Raw genomic sequence first — 15,712 nt, forward strand, 5'->3', positions numbered from 1 at the left:
CGCAGGGTTCACGGGGTTCACGGGACGCGGGGGCCTTCCTGGGGAAGCGGCAGGGGCAGCGCCGCGGTCACGTGGAAACCGCCGCCCGGGCGGGGTCCCGCGGAGAAATGGCCGCCGAGGAGCGCTGCCCGCTCCCGCATGCCGACGATGCCGTACCCGGCCCCGGTGGCCGCGGTGGGGGGTTTCGCCGGGCCGTCGTCGGCGATCTCGACGAGCAGCGTGTCCTCGCTCCGGTCCACGGTCACCCGGCAGGCGGGCGTGGACGCGTGGCGGACGACGTTCGTCAGCGACTCCTGCACGATCCGGTACGCCGCCAGGTCGACCTCGGGCGGCAACGACCGCCCGGGTCCGCCGAGGTGCCGCACCTCGACCCGTACGCCCGCGTCGGCCGTGGACGCGACGAGCCGGTCCAGATCGGCGAGGCCCGGAGCGGGGTCCCGCGGGGCGGGGGTGTCCATCGTGGAGGCCCGCAGCGCGCCCAGGGTGCGGCGCAGTCCGGCGAGGGTCTCCCGGCTGGTGGTCTCGATGGTGGCGAGGGCGTTGCGGGCCTCGGCGGGCTGGGTGTCGATGACCCGGCGGCCGACACCCGCCTGGATGGCGATGACGCCGATGCTGTGCGCGATGACGTCGTGCAGCTCGCGCGCGATCCGCAGCCGCTCGGCCGTGACGGCCTCCGCCGCCGTCCGGGCGCGCAGCTCCGACGCGTGCGTGCGCCGCTCGCGTACCGAACGGCCGAGCAGCCCGGCGGTGAGGAGCGCGAGGGCGAGAGCCAGGGACGTGGTGACGAAGACGTTCTGGCCGGAGGTCGTGTACAGCGCGGTGCCGATCTGCGCGAGGAGCGCCACGAGGGCCGCCGGCACCGCGACCCGGAGCGGACGCCGGGCCGCCAGCCACCCGACGCCGACGTCGGCGGCGAGGACCGGGAGGTACACCAGCTCGGGGGCCGGGCGGGTCGTCGCCGCCGCGAACAGTCCGACGAGGAGCAGACCGAGTGCCGCCTCCGGCCTGCGCCGTGCCAGGGGCAGCAGCATGCCGATGCCGGTGGTGATGAGGACGAGACGCAGCTCCGTCGAGCGGAACGGGCCGGCCTGCACGCCGAAGAAGAGGACGAAGGGGTGGGCGGCGGCCATGCACCAGGCCAGGACCCCGGACACGCGTCCGGTGAGGGGGGAAGGGGCGGCGGGCGCGGCCGTGGTCGAGGGCGTGGCGGTGGCGGGCATGGGCCGATCGTAGGCGGGGGCGGACGGCCGGGCATCGGCCCGCGGGCGTACGCCTCCGGGCCACCCCGCCGGCCCGCTCGTGGCCGACGGGCCGATGCCGGCGGGGGTGTCCTCCCGGCAGCGTGGACCGGGTGATCGACGTACGAGAACTGACGAAACGTTATGGCCGCCCCTCTCGCCGAACCCACCGCCGACTCCTCCCTCTCCCCCTCGCTCGGCGAGGGTCGGGCGGAGACGGGTCCGCTCCCGCCGGAGGCCGGTCCGCTCCCGCCGGAAGCGTCCGCGCCGCCGTCGACGGGCTCAGCTTCCGCGTGCGGCCCGGGCGGGTGACCGGGTTCCTCGGGCCCAACGGGGCCGGGAAGTCCACGACCCTGCGGCTGATCCTGGGGCTGAACGAGCCCACCTCCGGGAGCGCGACCGTCGACGGGCGGCGGTTCCGGGACCTGCCCCGGGGGCTGCGACACGTCGGGGCGCTGCTCGACGCGCACGACGTGCACGGCGGCCGGACCGCCCGGGCGCACCTGGCCGCGCTCGCCCGCACCAACGGCATCCCGCGCCGCCGGGTCGGCGAGGTCCTCGACGAGGTGGGGCTCGCCGACGTGGCCCGGCAACGGATCGGCGGCTACTCGCTCGGCATGCGGCAGCGGCTCGGGATCGCCGCCGCCCTGCTCGGCGACCCGCCGGTCCTGCTCTTCGACGAGCCGGTCAACGGCCTGGATCCGGAGGGCGTGATGTGGGCGCGCGGACTGTTCCGGCGGCTCGCCGCCGAGGGGCGCACGGTGTTCGTCTCCAGCCATCTGATGAGCGAGATGGAGCACACCGCCGACGACCTCGTCGTCATCGGCCGCGGCCGGCTGATCGCCGCGGAGAGCCTGGCGGAGTTCGCCGCGCGCGGCTCCGGCGGCGGGGTGACCGTACGGACCGCCGACCCGGCCGCCGCACCGGGCCTCGCCGCCGCCCTGGCCCGGGAGGGGGCGACCGTACGGCCTCCGGGCGGTGCGGGCGGGGCGTTCACCGTGACCGGGTTGGGCGCGGACCGCATCGGCGCGCTCGCCCTCCGGTCCGGCGCCGTGCTCGCCGAACTGACCGCCCGCTCCTCCTCCTTGGAGGACGCGTTCATGGAACTGACCGCCGACAGCGTCGAGTTCCAGAAGAAGGGCGGGAACCGATGACCGCCCGTTTCCGGGATCTCCTCGCCGCCGAGTGGATGAAGCTGTGGTCCCTGCGCTCCACCCCCTGGGCCTTCGGCGTCGGCGCGTTCGCCGTCCTCGGCGTCAACCTCAACGCGACCTTCGCCGACTACCGGAACTACCCGCACTACGCCCAGGGCATCCGCGACCTGTTCGTGCCCATCTGGGCGATGCGGGACGCCTTCACCCTCGGCGGGGCCATGGTGTTCATGCTCGCGACCGGCTCCATCGGCGCCCTCGTGATCGTCGGCGAGTACGGCACCGGCCAGATCCGTACGACCTTCGCGGCCGTTCCCGACCGGCGGGCCGTGGTGGCGGCGAAGACGCTGGTCCTCACCGGCGTCATGCTCGTGTACGGGGCCCTCGTCGCCGCCGTCTCCTTCGCCGCGACGCAGGCCGTGCTCTCCGGCCGGGGCGTCGGCATGTCGATCGGCTACGAGGGCGCGCCGGCCGCCGTCACCGCGTCCGCCCTGCTCGCCCCGGTGTGCGCGCTCGCCGGCTTCGGCCTCGGGGCGCTCCTGCGGCACACGGCGACCACGATCGTCAGCGTCACCGGAGTCCTGCTTCTGCTGCCCGCGCTCGTCGACGACCGGAACCGCTGGTCGGCGACGTTCCTGCACGCCCTGCCGCAGGGCGCGTGGCGGCGGCTCACGGAGGTGGGCGACTCACCGGTGCCGGTGCTCTACCCGTGGACGACGGGCGGGGCGTGGACCGTGTACGCGGCCTGGTCGCTGGGCGCGGTGGCGGTGGCCCTGATCGCGGTCCACCGCCGGGACGTGTGAACCCCGCCCCCCTTGCGCGACGTTCAGCGGCGGCCGTGGACGGCGCGGGCGACGCGGGGTCCCAGCCAGCGCTTGAGGCGGCGCAGGGCTTCGAGTCGTCCGGCGGCCCGGTCGATCCGGTAGTACAGCTGCGGCGGGATGTGCGGGAGCAGCGGCGAGTGGCGCTGGCCGAGGAGCGCGAACATCTGCGCCGGTTCGAGCCGCATGTAGCGGGGGAGGTTCTCGTACCACTGGGCGCTGTACCGGGCCGCGCTCTGGGCCGAGAGGAGCTCGGCGCGGCGGCGCTTCCCGTATGTGGTGAGGGCGGCGTCGAGGCCGGCGGGGGAGCGCAGCGCCTCGGGGGCGCGCAGGGCGTCCGCGAGGGCGAGCGCGTCCTCCAGGGCCAGGGTGGTGCCCGCGCCGATCGAGTAGTGCGTGGTGTGGGCGGCGTCGCCGAGGAGGACCAGGTTGCCGCGGTGCCAGACCCGGTTGGTGAGCGTGCGGAAGGTGAGCCACTGGGCGGGGCGGGCGGCGTCGGCGGCTCCGTCGGCGGCGGCGGTCTGCGCGCGGCCGATCAGTTCGTGGCCGTCGAGGAGGTCGTGGAAGAGCTTCTCCAGGAGCCGCAGGCCGTCGGTCTCGCTGCTCGTGTCGAGGCCGAGGCCGGTCCAGGTCGCGGGGGAGCACTCGACGACGCAGGTGGAGCGCTCGCCGCTGAACCCGTAGGCGTAGCACCAGATCCAGCCGTGCTCGGTCTCCTTGAAGGCGAAGCTGAAGGAGTCGAACACCTTGGTGGTGCCGAGCCAGACGTACTGGTTGCGGCCGGCGGTCACCTCGCTGCCGAAGTGGTCCGCGTGCGCCTCGCGCAGCACGCTGTTGACCCCGTCGGCGGCGACGACCAGGTCCGCGTCGGCGAGTTCGGGGGCGTCCGGGCCGGTGACGTCGTGCTCGAAGGAGACCCGTACGCCGAGCTCCTCGGCGCGGTCGGCGAGGAGCATGAGCATCCGGCGCCGTCCGATGCCGAAGCCGGCGTCGCCGCGGTGGACGGTCCGCTCGTCGCGGACGATCGCGACGCCGTCGGTCCAGGTGACCGAGGCCTCGGCGACGGCCGCGGCGGACTCGGGATCGCCCGCGCGCAGCTTGTCGAGGAGCCCGGCCCAGTAGGTGACGCCCCAGCCGTACGTGGAGCCCTCGGGGTTCCGTTCGTACACGGCGATGTCGTGGGACGGGTCCTGCCGCTTCAGCAGGATCGAGAGGTAGAGGCCGGCGGGGCCGCCGCCGACGATGGCGAGCTTCACGTGCGCTCCCACTGAGAACTGAGACATGACACCGTGCGGTCGGACGGTAGCGCACAGTAGCAGTGGTGGTGGGGGCGCGGAGGGAAATGGGCCCTACGGCAGCAGGCGGCGTTCCTTCGCCACCGCCACGGCGCCCGCGCGCGTGTCGACGCCGAGCTTCGCGTAGATCCGGCCGAGGTGGGTCTTCACCGTCGCCTCGCTGATGAACAGGGCCCGCGCGATCTCGCGGTTGCCGAGGCCCCGCCCCAGCTGGCCGAGGATGTCCCGCTCGCGGTCGGTGAGGCTCGGCCCCGCCGCGCCCCGCATCCGGTCCATGACCCGGCTCGCGACCGGCGGCGAGAGGGCGGTGCGGCCCTGCGCGGCGGAGTGGATCGCGGCGAACAGCTCCTCGGGCCGTTCGGCCTTCAGGAGGTAGCCGGTGGCGCCCGCCTCGATGGCCCGGGTGATGTCGGCGTCGGTGTCGTACGTGGTGAGGACGAGGACGTGGACACCCGTGGGGGCGATCAGCCGGGTCGCCTCGACGCCGTCGATGCCCGGGCCGAGCTGGAGGTCCATGAGGACGACGTCGGGCTTCAGCTTCGCCGCCATGGCGACGGCCTCCTCGCCGCTGCCGGCCTCGCCGACGACCTCGATGTCGGGGGTGCTGCCGAGGAGGGCGAGCAGCCCGGCGCGGACGACGACGTGGTCGTCGCAGAGGAGGATCCGTACGGACATCACGACTCCAGGGACTGGTGGGAGGGGGAGGGGACGGGGGTGGCGGGCAGGGGGAGGGGTTCGGAGGGGCTGGAGGCCTCAGGGTGTCAGGGGTATCGCGGCCGAGAGGACCGTGCCCTCGCCCGGCGCGGACTCGACCGTCAGGGTGCCGCCGAGCTGCTGCGCCCGTACCCGCATCGCGCGCAGCCCGTGACCGCGCAGGCCCGGGTCGCGGGCGACCGCCGGGTCAAAGCCGTGGCCGTCGTCGGCGATGTCCAGGACCACCTGGTCGTCGAGGTACGTGAGGGTCAGGGCGGCGGAGTCGGCGCCCGCGTGCTCGCGGATGTTGGCGAGGGCGCCCTGCGCGATCCGCAGGAGCGCCGACTGCGTCCGGTCGGGCAGCGGCACCGCGGTGCCGTCCACCCGGAAGTCCGCCGACTCGCGGGCCGCCAGACCGCGCAGGGCCTCTTCCAGCCCGCCGCCCTCGGCGAGGTCGGCCGGGGCGAGGTCCTGGACGAAGCGGCGTGCCTCGGCGAGGTTGCGCTCGGCGATGGACTCGGCGGTACGGACGTGGCGGCGGGCGGTCGTCGGGTCGCTGTCCCAGGTGCGGTCCGCGGCCTGGAGCAGCATCTGCTGGCTGGACAGGCCCTGCGCGAGGGTGTCGTGGATCTCCATGGAGAGCCGCTGGCGCTCGGCGAGGGTGCCCTCGCGGCGCTCGATGGCGGCCAGTTCGCGCCGGGTGCGGATCAGGTCGTGGATGAGCGCCCGCTGCCGCGCGGCCTGCCGGTCGGAGTACACGAACACCCCGGTGGCGATGGCGGCGACGGCCGGCGGCGCGACGATCAGGTTCGGGTCCCAGCCGCCGTGGGCGAGCTGCACCTGCGCGAAGACGACGAACGCGGTGAGCAGGACGACCAGGCCGAGCGCGGCACGCGGCGGGAGGGTGCGCAGGCCCGTGTAGAAGAGCGGGACCGCGCACCAGGCGAAGCTGGGCGCGAGGACGACGAGGACGATCCAGACGGCGACGACCGTGCTCAGCCAGGCGATCCGGCGCGGGGCGGCGCGGGTGCCGACGACGGGGCCGAGGAGGTAGAGGGAGGCGAGGGCGCCGGAGAGGGCGACGATCCAGGGGCTGCGGTCCTCCCAGGGGTGGCGCAGCAGGAAGCGGGCGAGGGAGGCGCCGAGGAGGAGGAAGAACGCGATGTGCATGACCCGCGCGAGCCAGGGGGCGTCCGGGTCCTGCTCGGTGGGCGGCCGTGTCGCCTGCCTGCCTTCCATTCCGGACTCCTCGCCTTCCTGACGTGCCGGTCTGACCTGGGGATATCAATCCATCCTGACCCGTAGGGACCAGACCGGCATCAGCCGATCGGCTGACCCGGACGTCCTCCAGTGTGCGCGAGGAGGGCAGCCGGACCGTGGACCGGAAGGCCCCGGGTCCGGCCACAGGATGGATCTCAGAGCGAACGAAGCGAACGAAGCGAACGAACGGCCTCCTCGCCCCGAACGCTCCCCGCCCTCCTCGTTCTCCTCGTTCTCCCTGTCCTCCCCTCCTCCTCACCTCACGGAGTTCCTCATGAAGAAGATCCTCTTCGGCGCCACCGCTGCCGCTGTCGTCGCCGCCGGTACCTTCGGCGCGGTCTCCGCGAACGCCTCCGCCCCGGCCGCCGCCCCCGCCGCCGTCGTCCGTGCCGACGCCGGCGACGACAACCTCCAGCAGTCGACGCACCTGACGATCGAGGCCGCCACCAAGGCCGCCCAGGCGACCCTCGACGCCGCCGAGAAGGAGAACCAGCGCGTCTCCGTCGCCGTCGTCGACCGCAACGGCAACACCATCGTGACCCTGCGCGGCGACGGCGCCGGCCCGCAGTCCTACGAGTCCGCCGAGCGCAAGGCCTTCACCGCCGTCTCGTGGAACGCCCCGACCTCCGTCCTCGCCGGCCGCCTCGCCCAGGCCCCGAACCTGAAGGACATCCCCGGCACCCTGTTCCTCGCGGGCGGCGCCCCGGTCACCGCCAAGGGCGCGCCCATCGCGGGCATCGGTGTCGCGGGCGCCCCGTCCGGCGACCTGGACGAGAAGTTCGCCCAGGCGGGCGTGGCCGCGCTCGCCAACTGAGCTCGCGCTCGGCAGTAGCCCCCCGGCTGGTGGTGGCGCCCGGATCCCCCGCCGGGCGCCACCGCCGTTTTCCTTGTCCGGCCCATCACATCCGTCCTGCTTAGGATCGATACGTGGACGCTTACGGGGACGAGTACGTGGATGTGACCCGGTCCCGCGCGCGGACCCGGTCCCGGACGCGGACCCGGACCCGGTCCCGGACGCGGACCCGCACCGGGGCCGCCGCGGCCCTCCTCGCCCTCGCGCTCCTCGCCGGCGGCTGCACCGCGGCCGGCAGCGGGGTCCGGGGCACTCCCGGGGCCGCCGGGCTGCGCGACCCGTACTTCCCGAAGCTCGGCAACGGCGGCTACGACGTGCGGCACTACGCCCTGTCCCTCGCCTACGACCCGCGCAGCGGGCGCCTCGACGGCACCACCGAGATCACCGCCCGCGCCGGCCAGGACCTCAGCGCCTTCAACCTCGACCTGGCCGGGCTCCGCGTCTCCCGCGCCACCGTCGACGGCGCCCCCGCCGCGCACAACAGGGCGGGGAACGAGCTGACGCTCCGCCCGCGCGAGGAGATCCGCGACGGGGCGGAGTTCACGGTCACCGTCACCTATACGGGCGTGCCGGAGCCGATCACGGACGCGGACGGCTCCGTGGAGGGCTGGCTGCGCACGGACGACGGGGCGGTCGCGGTCGGCGAACCGGAGGGCTCCATGACCTGGTTCCCCGGCAACCACCACCCCGCCGACAAGGCCGCCTACGACATCACGCTCACCGTCCCGGCCGGGCTCGAAGCGCTCTCCAACGGCGTCAGGACCGAGCGGCGCACGGAGCGGGACGGCCGCGTCACCACCGTGTGGCACGCGGCCGAGCCGATGGCGAGCTATCTGGCGACGGTCGCGATCGGCCGGTACGAGACGGCGACGGAGACGGCGACCGGGACGGCGACCGGGACCGCCGCGGATTCGGCGACCGGCTCCCGTTCCCTGCCCGTCCTGACCGCCGCCGAGCCGTCGGTCGCGGCGGGCAGCGCGGCGCTGCGCGGCGAGATCCCCGAGATCCTCGCCCGGCAGGCCGGGCGTTTCGGCCCGTACCCCTTCTCGGCCGCCGGGGCGATCGTCACCGAGGACGGGACCCTCGGCTACGCCCTGGAGACCCAGACCCGGCCCGTCTTCCCCGCCGCCTCCTTCGACCGGACGACCCTCGTCCACGAGCTGGCCCACCAGTGGTTCGGGAACTCGGTCACCCCCGCCACCTGGCGGGACCTGTGGCTGAACGAGGGCTTCGCCACGTACGCCGAGTGGCTGTACTCGGAGGAGTACGAGGGCGTCCCCGCGCGGACGCACTTCGAGCGGGCCTTCGCCCAGGACGCCAACTGGGCCTTCCCGCCGGCCGCCCCGCCCGCCGCCGAGAACCTCTTCGACCCGCCCGTCTACCAGCGCGGCGCGATGGTCCTCCACAAGCTGCGCGAGACGGTCGGGGACGGGACCTTCGACGAGATCCTGCGCGGCTGGCCCGCGAAGTACCGCCACGGCAACGCCTCCACGGCCGACTTCACGGCCTACGCGGAGAGCGTGGCGGGGAAGGACCTCGACGGGCTGTGGAAGGTCTGGCTGTACGGCGAGGGCAGACCGGCAACCCCGTAGCCCGCGGCTAGTGGGTCAGGCTCTTGCGCAGGACGACGCACGGGCGGCCGTGGGCGAGGTCCGGGCGCCGGGCGGTCTCCTCGTAACCGAGGGAGGTCCAGAAGGCGAGCGCCTTCGGGTTGTTCTCCAGGACGGCGAGCCGCAGACCGGTGCGGCCCGCGGCGCGGAAGCGGTCCTCGACGTACGCGGCGAGCCGGCGACCGTGGCCGGCGCGCTGTTCGCCCGCGTGGACCATGAGCAGTCCGAGCCACGGGTCCGGGTCGGCCGGGTCGGGATGGCGGCCGAGGGTCACGGCGACGGCGACGAGCCGGCCCTCGGAGCGGGCGAGGAGGACCTCGGCGGTGGGCTCCGCGAGATCGTCGGCGAGGGCCGCCGCGACCTGCTCGGGGCGGATGTCGGAAGGGTCCGGGAAGTCGCCGCTGAGCTGCTGGAACTCCTCGTTCGACGCGTAGAGCGCGGTGAGCTCGGTGAGCAGCGCGCCGGGGAGGGCGGCGCCGTCCTCCAGGGCCTTGGGAGCGAGGGCTTCGACGATCACGCGGCAAGGGTAGAGCCCCGGCGCGCGGAACGCGCCGGGGCTCTCAAGCCGTTTCTACGGCTTTTCTTCGGTTCTTCTACGGGGTCTTCGGAGTCTTAGAGGTTGACGCCGAAGTCGCGGGCGATGCCCTCAAGGCCCGAGGCGTAGCCCTGGCCGACGGCACGGAACTTCCACTCGGCGCCGTTGCGGTAGAGCTCGCCGAAGACCATCGCGGTCTCGACGGCGGCGTCCTCGGAGAGGTCGTAGCGGGCGAGCTCGGCGCCGCCGGCCTGGTTGACGATGCGGATGTAGGCGTTCCGCACCTGGCCGAAGTTCTGCGAGCGGTTGACCGCGTCGTAGATGGAGACCGGGAAGACGATCTTGTCGACGGTCGGCGGGAGGGCCGCCAGGTTGACGTTGATCTGCTCGTCGTCGCCGCCGCCCTCGCCGGTGCGGTTGTCACCGGTGTGGACGATGGTCTGGTCCGGCGTCGACTTGTTGTTGAAGAAGACGAAGTGGGCGTCGGAGGCGACCTTGCCGGCGGCGTCCACACCGATCGCGGACGCGTCGAGGTCGAAGTCGGTGCCGGTGGTGGTGCGGACGTCCCAGCCGAGGCCCACGGTGACGGCGGCGAGGCCGGGGGCCTCCTTGGTCAGAGAGACGTTGCCGCCCTTGGACAGGCTCACAGCCATGGAAAGTCCCTTTCATCGTGGTGTCGTCGCCTGGTGAAACGCGTACCGGCCCCCAGCGGTTCCCGACGGGTTCCCGGTGAAAAGAGGATGACTCCAACGGCCCACTGCGGGGAACATGGGGGCATGGCCGGTCCCTATCCCATCCGCGGCTCCGTCTCGCTCCCCGAGGCCGAGCTCCAGTGGCGTTTCTCGCGGTCGTCGGGGCCGGGCGGGCAGCACGTGAACACCAGCGACTCGCAGGTGGAGCTCCGCTTCGACCTCGCGGCCACCACGTCGCTCCCCGAGGTGTGGAAGGCCCGCGCCCTGGAGCGCCTCGCCTCCCGCCTGGTCAACGGCGTCGTGACGGTCCGCGCATCGGAGCACCGCTCCCAGTGGCGCAACCGCGAGACGGCCGCGGTCCGGCTCGCCGCCCTCCTCGCCGAGGCGACGGCCCCGCCGCCGAAGCCCCGCAGGGCGACGAAGATCCCGCGCGGCATCAACGAACGCCGGCTGCGCGAGAAGAAGCAGCGCTCGGAGACCAAGAAGACCCGGCAGTCCCGGGGCGACTGGGGCTGAGCCCCCCAGGGCCTCCGGCCGGTTCAGCTCAGGTGGCGGTACTTCCCCTGGAAGTACGTCAGCGGGCCGCTGCCGTCCGCCGAGGGCAGGCCGACCGTCAGGACCCGGCCGACGACCAGCGTGTGGTCCCCGGTCACGACCCGGCTCTCCGTGCGGCACTCGAGGACCGACAGCGCCCCGCCGAGCAGCGGCGCGCCGCTCTCCTCGCCGCGCGTGTACGGAAGGTCGGCGAAGAGCAGCCGGTCGCTGACGCGGTTTTTCATCGCGAAGCGCCCGGCGATCTGCCGCTGGCCCTCCGAGAGGACCGACACCGCCCAGACCGGGACCTCGGCGAGCAGATCGTCCATGCGGGAGCCGTTGCGGAGGCTGACCAGGACCAGGGGCGGGTCGAGGGAGACCGACATGAAGGCGGTGGCCGTCATGCCGACGTCCTCGCCGCGCGCGCCCTCGTCGGGGTCGTGCGCCGTCACCAGGACCACGCCCGCCGCGAGGCGGGACATCGCCGCCCGGAACTCGTCGTTGCTCACCCCCTCAGCATGAGGGATGGCCAGATCGGAGACGGGGGGCGGGGCGGGAGTCTTCTGCAGCACCCTCGCACGCTAGACCGGGCCGGCCGCGGGCCGCATCGGGCCCGGGGACCAGTCCGCCACCCCCGGGGGTCCTAGGACCCCGTCCCGGACCCTCGGGCGTCACGCCGGGCCGATGACCTTCTTGCGCGTGTGCCCGTAGACCACCGACGTCCGTACGTCGGCGAGCTCCGGGCGCTTCGTCAGCTTGTCCAGGACCACCGCGTGCAGATGGTCGGTGTCGCGGACGGCGACGTGCACCAGGAAGTCGTCGTGCCCGGTGAGCACGAAGAGCGAGATCACCTCGGGCATCCCCTCCAGGAAGGCCTGGAACGACTCGATCACGGCACGCGTCGGCGGGCGGACCCGTACGGCGATCACGGCCTGGAGCCCGCGGTCGATCGACGCGAGGTCGACCTCGGCGTGAAAGCCCGTCAGGATGCCGCGCTCGCGCAGCGACCGGATGCGCTCCAGACAGGTGGAGGGGGCGATGCCGAGAGCCTGGGCCATGTCCCGGTTGGTGCGCCGACCGTCTTCCTGGAGCATCCGCACCAACGCCGAATCAAGTTCGTCCACGATCGCCTCTCTCTGTCGATTTCCGAAGGTAATTCGGATTCTAAGCGCAACCTTCGATGGTGTTGTTAGCCTCCGCCTCGATTCGCTGATGTTTGTTCGGGGAGAGGGGTGGTGGGGGATGCGTGAGCGGCGCGGGCCCGGCGTGGGGGCGGTGGGTGCCGTGGTGGCGGCGGCGCTGTTCTGGAGCAGTTCGTACGCGGTGACGAAGCGGCTCCTCGACGACGTCGGCCCGCTCGCCATCGGCGCCGTCAGGTTCACCCTGGCGGCCTTGCTCCTGGGGGTGGCGGTACGGATCGGCCGGCGCCGCCCCGCCCGGCCGGACGCGCGGCAGCGGCGGCAGCTCTATCTGAGCGGCTTCCTCGGCATCACCGTCTACTTCGTCCTGGAGAACGTCGGCGTCGACCTCTCCACGGCGTCCGACGCGTCCCTGATCGTGGCCACGTACCCGCTGATGACGATGCTCCTGGAGCGGGTCGTCCTCCGCGCCCGGATGCCGCCGCTGCGGGTCGCGGGCGTGCTGCTCGCCGCCGTCGGGGCCTTCCTGGTCGTCCGCAACGGCGCCCAGGTCGGCGGCGGCGCGCGCTGGACGGGAGACGTCCTGCTGCTGCTCGGCGGGGTGGCCTGGGCCGGATACAACGTGCTCGGCAAGCGCGCGAGCGCCGGCCAGGACGCCATGAGCGTCACGTACTACCAGACCCTGGCGGGTGCGGCCGGATTCCTCGTCGCCTCCCTCCTTGAGGCCGGCGACCGGCGAATGCCGGACGCGACCGCCTCGGCGCTGCTCGTCTATCTCGCCGTGGCGTGCTCGGTCGGCGGCTTCCTGCTCTACAACCACGGCCTGCGGCGGATGGCGTCGAGCGTCGCCGTGAACATCCTCAACCTGGTCCCGGTCTTCGGCGTCGCCGGCGCCGTCCTCGTCAACGGGGAGTCGATCCGGCCGGCCCAGGTGGTGGGCGGCGTCGTCATCGTCGCCGGGGTGGCGCTCGGCATGGTCGAGCGGGAGCGGAGAGCTTCCCGACGGGGCCTGGCCGGGACCCAAGACGCGATATAGCGTTAGTCCTTCGGGCGGGACGCCCCCTTGAAGCCGCCCCCTGACAGGACGAGACGAGGACGGAAGCATGTCGCGAGAGATCTCGTCCACCGGGCAGCACGCCGGCTCCGGCGCGGGTTCCGGCTCCGGCTCCGGTGCGGCGCCCGAGCTGCGCGCCTCCCACGCGGACCGCGACCGGACCGTGGACGTGCTGCGGGTCGCCGCGGGGGACGGCCGGCTGACCCTGGACGAGCTCGACGAGCGCCTGGAGGTCGCCCTGTCGGCGCGTACCCTCGGCGAGCTCGCGGCGCTCACCGCCGACCTGCCGCCCGGGGCGGTCCCCGGCGGTCCGGCCGCGGCGGAGATCAAGGACGTGCTGCGGATCCACCGGAAGCACAGCGCGATCACGCGCGCCGGGCGCTGGGTGGTGCCGCGTCGGCTGGAGATCGTGGCGGAGTGGTGCGAGGTGACGCTCGACTTCACCGAGGCGGTCATCACGCAGGACACCCTGCGGATCGACGTGGAGAGCCAGGGCAAGAAGCTGACGCTCGTGACGAGGCCCGGCATCGTCGTCGACGTCGACGGCCTGGCCCTCGAACACAGCAGGTTCCGGATCCGCCAGGCCCCGGCCGCCCCCGGTACGCCGGTCGCGCTGCGGGTGGAACTGGTCGGCACGAAGAGCTTCGGCCGCGTCGTCGTGCGGTCCGCGCGCCGGACCTTCGGGCAGTGGCTGCTGCGCAGGCAACTCCCGGCCCTGCCGGCCGGCGAGTGACCCGCCCCGGGTGTCACGTGTCCCCCTGCGGTGACCTGTAGGACCGGACCACCCCAGGGGGTTGTGCACGACCCGCCATGACCTGCTGTGACTTGAGTCACAGAGGGCAGTATTTGCTGACCCTGTGTACCGGGTGCGCAGCTCGCTGTGATTCAGTGGCAGGGACAGTGCAGTACGAAGCCGATGAGAACCCTGGAGTTGCTGTCGAGGTCTCGGGGAGAGCGAGCGATGGAGACCGAGTCGGAGCCGTACGTCCGTCTCTCGACCCTGCGGCAGCTGCATCAGGTCGTGGCGGACCTCAACACAGCCCGCAGCCTGGCGGACACCCTGCAGACCGTCGCCGACGGTGTGGTCGCCGGTCTCAACTACGAGCTGGCCTGCGTCAACCTCGTACGCCCCGACGGTGACCTCGTCGTCGCCGCCTTCGCCGGAAGCTCCGCCGCCGAAGCCCTGATCACCGGCCGGGTCGGCTCCCGCGCCTCCTGGGACCGCCGCCTGTCCATGGGCGCCGAATGGGGCGACCTCCGCTTCATCCCGCACACCGAGGGCTGGGTGCTCATGGAGGACGACGTCCCCCAGTGGCACACCGACGGCCCCGCACCCCGCTTCGAGGACGAGTGGCACCCCCACGACCGCCTCTACGCCCCCATGTACGCCTCCGGCTCCGGCCGTGAACTGCTCGGCGTCATATCCGTCGACCGCCCGCGCAACGGCCGGCACCCCGGCCCCTGGGGCCAGGAAGCGCTCCAGATGTACGCCTCCCAGTCGGCGATCGCGATCAGCAACGCCCGCCTCCGCTCCAACATGCAGCGGGCCCTCGTCCGGCTCGAAAGGGAGCAGCAGGCCCTGCGCGCCAGCGAGGAGTCGTTCCGGCAGGCCTTCGAGTACGCCCCCTCCGGCATGGCCATCGCCGAGATGGGCGGCGACCAGCACGGCCGGCTGCTCCGTACCAACGACGCCCTGTGCCGGCTCCTCGGCCGACCCGCCTCCGTCATGCGGCGCTACTCCTTCGCCGACCTCGTCCACCCCGAGGACATAGGGACCCTGCTCCGGACCTCCGCCGAGGGCGGCCGTGCCGAGCTGCGCCTCGGGCGGCGCGACGGCACCTACGTCTGGGTCTCCCTGCGGAACTCGGTCGTCGCCGACACCGCCGACGGCCCCCGCTTCCTCCTCACCCACGTCGAGGACATCGAGGAGCGCAAGCGCCACGAGCTCCAGCTCGCCCACCGCGCCTCGCACGACGCCCTCACCGGCCTCCCCAACAGCGCCGAGCTGCGCTCCCGGCTCTCCGCCCGCCTCTGCGAGCGCCCCACGCAGGCGGTCGGCGCGGCGGTCGCGGCCGGCTACGACGGCTACGGCGGCGGGGGCGGGCATGACGGCGGCTACGACTCCGCCCGCGACGGCGGCTACGAGACCGGGCACGACTCCGGGCACGACTCCGGCTACGGATCGGCTCCCGCCTACGAATCCGCCCCCGCCTACGAGTCCCGGCCCGCCTACGAATCGGTCCCCGCCTACGAATCCGTCCCCGCCTACGAGTCCGGGCCCGGCTACGAGTCCACCTACGAGTCGCCGTACGAGCACGAGCACGGCTTCGGCTTCGAGCCGGCGAACGGGGCCGGGCCGTACGACCACCACGTCCACATCGTCGCGCCGTCCACCGGCGAGGTCGACGACGGGACGAAGGGGCTCGCCGTCCTCTTCTGCGACCTCGACGGCTTCAAGTCGATCAACGACCGCTTCGGGCACCACACCGGCGACGCCGTCCTCATCGAGGTCGCCCGCCGGCTCACCACCGGCGTCCGTGACGGGGACACCGTGGCCCGGCTCGGCGGTGACGAGTTCGTCGTCCTCGCCGACGGCCTCGGCGCGGCCGACGCCGCCGACCTGGCCGTGCGCCTGCGGAACGCGATCATTCCGCCGATCCGGGTGGACGGCCGGGCGGTCCGTGTCGGGGCCAGTTTCGGCATCGGCTGGGCCGAGTGCGGGATGAGCGTCGAAGAGGTCCTGAACTCCGCCGACCAGCGGATGTACATCGAGAAGCGCTCCCGCGCCAAGGTCCAGCGCCGGGCCGGCTGAGGCCACCGCCGCCTGTCCGCCTGTC

Annotated in this window: 16 protein-coding genes; 8 read left to right on the forward strand and 8 right to left on the reverse strand. The window is 73.5% G+C overall.

The genetic code is table 11. The features are described from left to right. Nucleotides 1-17: 17 nt before the first annotated feature. On the reverse strand, nucleotides 18-1,220 hold the full coding sequence (locus ACZ6K0_RS00700; protein WP_469228989.1) for a sensor histidine kinase: 1,203 nt from the start codon (nucleotides 1,218-1,220) through the stop codon (nucleotides 18-20). Between the two features lie 131 nt (nucleotides 1,221-1,351). Here ACZ6K0_RS00700 and ACZ6K0_RS00705 point away from each other — a divergent pair, with 131 nt between their 5' ends. Both ACZ6K0_RS00705 and ACZ6K0_RS00710 read left to right on the forward strand, forming a co-directional pair. After that, on the forward strand, nucleotides 1,352-2,392 hold the full coding sequence (locus tag ACZ6K0_RS00705; RefSeq protein ID WP_469228991.1) for an ATP-binding cassette domain-containing protein: 1,041 nt from the start codon (nucleotides 1,352-1,354) through the stop codon (nucleotides 2,390-2,392). Beyond that, a complete protein-coding gene (locus tag ACZ6K0_RS00710) occupies nucleotides 2,389-3,192 on the forward strand; it encodes an ABC transporter permease (protein ID WP_469228993.1) in 804 nt (267 codons plus the stop codon). Before ACZ6K0_RS00705 ends, ACZ6K0_RS00710 begins: the two co-directional genes overlap by 4 nt. Nucleotides 3,193-3,215: 23 nt before the next feature. On the opposite strand, the gene ACZ6K0_RS00715 is transcribed toward ACZ6K0_RS00710, so the two are convergent. From ACZ6K0_RS00715 to ACZ6K0_RS00725, 3 genes are all read right to left on the reverse strand, one after another. Further along, nucleotides 3,216-4,466 (reverse strand): FAD-dependent monooxygenase, encoded by a 1,251-nt coding sequence (locus ACZ6K0_RS00715; protein ID WP_469228995.1) that lies wholly within the window; start codon nucleotides 4,464-4,466, stop codon nucleotides 3,216-3,218. Between the two features lie 93 nt (nucleotides 4,467-4,559). Beyond that, nucleotides 4,560-5,180: a response regulator transcription factor gene (locus ACZ6K0_RS00720; RefSeq protein WP_317597815.1), complete on the reverse strand. Its 621-nt coding sequence runs from the start codon at nucleotides 5,178-5,180 to the stop codon at nucleotides 4,560-4,562. 78 nt (nucleotides 5,181-5,258) lie between these two features. Next, a complete protein-coding gene (locus tag ACZ6K0_RS00725; protein WP_469228997.1) occupies nucleotides 5,259-6,437 on the reverse strand; it encodes a sensor histidine kinase in 1,179 nt (392 codons plus the stop codon). 295 nt (nucleotides 6,438-6,732) lie between these two features. On the opposite strand from ACZ6K0_RS00725, the gene ACZ6K0_RS00730 reads away from it, so the two are divergent. After that, nucleotides 6,733-7,272, forward strand: coding sequence for a GlcG/HbpS family heme-binding protein (locus tag ACZ6K0_RS00730; RefSeq protein ID WP_469228999.1), 540 nt, complete (start codon nucleotides 6,733-6,735; stop codon nucleotides 7,270-7,272). A 143-nt stretch (nucleotides 7,273-7,415) separates the two neighbouring features. Further along, the gene (locus ACZ6K0_RS00735; RefSeq protein WP_469229649.1) at nucleotides 7,416-8,903 is read left to right on the forward strand and encodes a M1 family metallopeptidase; all 1,488 of its coding nucleotides are present in this window, start codon (nucleotides 7,416-7,418) and stop codon (nucleotides 8,901-8,903) included. A gap of 7 nt (nucleotides 8,904-8,910) precedes the next feature. Here ACZ6K0_RS00735 and ACZ6K0_RS00740 read toward each other — a convergent pair whose 3' ends face one another. Next, entirely contained in the window at nucleotides 8,911-9,438 is a 528-nt protein-coding gene (locus ACZ6K0_RS00740; RefSeq protein ID WP_469229001.1) for a GNAT family N-acetyltransferase, read from the reverse strand. A 95-nt stretch (nucleotides 9,439-9,533) separates the two neighbouring features. Further along, a complete protein-coding gene (locus ACZ6K0_RS00745; protein ID WP_030321928.1) occupies nucleotides 9,534-10,109 on the reverse strand; it encodes a TerD family protein in 576 nt (191 codons plus the stop codon). 87 nt (nucleotides 10,110-10,196) lie between these two features. Here ACZ6K0_RS00745 and arfB point away from each other — a divergent pair, with 87 nt between their 5' ends. Continuing rightward, nucleotides 10,197-10,664, forward strand: coding sequence for an alternative ribosome rescue aminoacyl-tRNA hydrolase ArfB (gene arfB, locus ACZ6K0_RS00750; protein WP_376395655.1), 468 nt, complete (start codon nucleotides 10,197-10,199; stop codon nucleotides 10,662-10,664). A gap of 23 nt (nucleotides 10,665-10,687) precedes the next feature. Here the strand turns inward: arfB and ACZ6K0_RS00755 are convergent, their stop codons facing one another. Then, on the reverse strand, nucleotides 10,688-11,254 hold the full coding sequence (locus tag ACZ6K0_RS00755; RefSeq protein WP_376395658.1) for a flavin reductase family protein: 567 nt from the start codon (nucleotides 11,252-11,254) through the stop codon (nucleotides 10,688-10,690). Between the two features lie 99 nt (nucleotides 11,255-11,353). Continuing rightward, nucleotides 11,354-11,806, reverse strand: a complete 453-nt coding sequence (locus ACZ6K0_RS00760) for an Lrp/AsnC family transcriptional regulator (protein WP_376395661.1) — start codon at nucleotides 11,804-11,806, stop codon at nucleotides 11,354-11,356. A gap of 118 nt (nucleotides 11,807-11,924) precedes the next feature. Between ACZ6K0_RS00760 and ACZ6K0_RS00765 the strand changes: the two genes are divergently transcribed. The 3 genes from ACZ6K0_RS00765 to ACZ6K0_RS00775 all read left to right on the forward strand — a co-directional run bounded on the left by ACZ6K0_RS00765 (nucleotide 11,925) and on the right by ACZ6K0_RS00775 (nucleotide 15,687). Continuing rightward, nucleotides 11,925-12,857 carry a DMT family transporter gene (locus ACZ6K0_RS00765; RefSeq protein WP_469229004.1) on the forward strand — a complete coding sequence of 311 codons (933 nt, stop codon included), beginning with the start codon at nucleotides 11,925-11,927 and terminating at the stop codon, nucleotides 12,855-12,857. 67 nt (nucleotides 12,858-12,924) lie between these two features. After that, a complete protein-coding gene (locus ACZ6K0_RS00770; protein WP_469229006.1) occupies nucleotides 12,925-13,608 on the forward strand; it encodes a DUF1707 SHOCT-like domain-containing protein in 684 nt (227 codons plus the stop codon). A 228-nt stretch (nucleotides 13,609-13,836) separates the two neighbouring features. Continuing rightward, entirely contained in the window at nucleotides 13,837-15,687 is a 1,851-nt protein-coding gene (locus ACZ6K0_RS00775; RefSeq protein ID WP_376395670.1) for a GGDEF domain-containing protein, read from the forward strand. Nucleotides 15,688-15,712: the final 25 nt, after the last annotated feature.

This window comes from Streptomyces sp. NPDC042346, from assembly GCF_055581845.1.